We start from the raw sequence: 829 nt of genomic DNA, 5'->3' as shown, positions 1-829 counted from the left end.
CTTGATCCAAGAATTCCTGCTATTTATAGATATAATTTTCCAGAGGATTTAAGAGCTAAGATACTAGCTTATGCTAAAGAGCATAATATCAAAGAGTAATTTAATCAAAATAAAAAAATATTTAAAGTAAAATAAAAACAAAAGGAAAAACAATGCAAAAAATACTTCAAATCAATTTAGAAAAAAGAAAAGCTTTAGAGAATTTCAAAAATCTAGCTTTATTAGGATTAGGTGGAACAATGCTTTTAAATTTAAAAGAACAAGCTTTGGATTTTAGTCAAGAATTAACTTATATAAATACTTATGATAAGTATTTAAATTTAAAGCTTGATTCTTTTTATATCCCTTCTACACTTTTATCTTTGCTTCAATTAACTAAGAAAAGCAAAGAAGCTTTTTATATCAATGTTTTAATCAATAGCGATACACATTATAAAAATCCTTTATTACAATATGCTATTACCCAAAAACAAGAACAAGAAAATATCGTTTATGCTTTAAAAAATAATGAAAATATTAATGCTTCTTTTGCAAATCTTAATGCTTTAAAATTAGCCTTAGAAGAAAAGAATTTTTATCTTAATTTTATAGACTTAAACAGCAAAGAAAGTCTTTTAAGTTTTTATAATCAAATAATAAGCAATAATCATTTTAGAAATTATTTTTATATAAAAAATAATCAATTTTTTATTAAAAAAGATATAAAAAATAAAATTTTATTTCATAGTATTCACTCTTCTTCTATTATAAGTAATTATCTTAGATTGTTAAATGATTTTAATACTTTAAGCAAGATAGAACTCATAAATATATTAGAAAGTTTAAGTTT

Annotated in this window: 1 protein-coding gene; it reads left to right on the top strand. The window is 20.7% G+C overall.

Going from position 1 to position 829, the window contains the following annotated elements; translation table 11 throughout:
• Window positions 1–152 precede the first annotated feature (152 nt).
• Window positions 153–829, top strand: a 677-nt coding sequence (locus AJ886_RS04560) for a hypothetical protein (protein WP_070287228.1), incomplete at its 3' end; no start/stop codon positions are given.

The sequence above is a fragment of the Campylobacter sp. BCW_6465 genome, from assembly GCF_001762815.1.
Classification (GTDB): Bacteria; Campylobacterota; Campylobacteria; order Campylobacterales; family Campylobacteraceae; genus Campylobacter_D; species Campylobacter_D jejuni.
The sequence above is the reverse complement of the archived record's forward strand: the minus strand, read 5'-3'. Positions and strand labels throughout refer to the sequence as shown.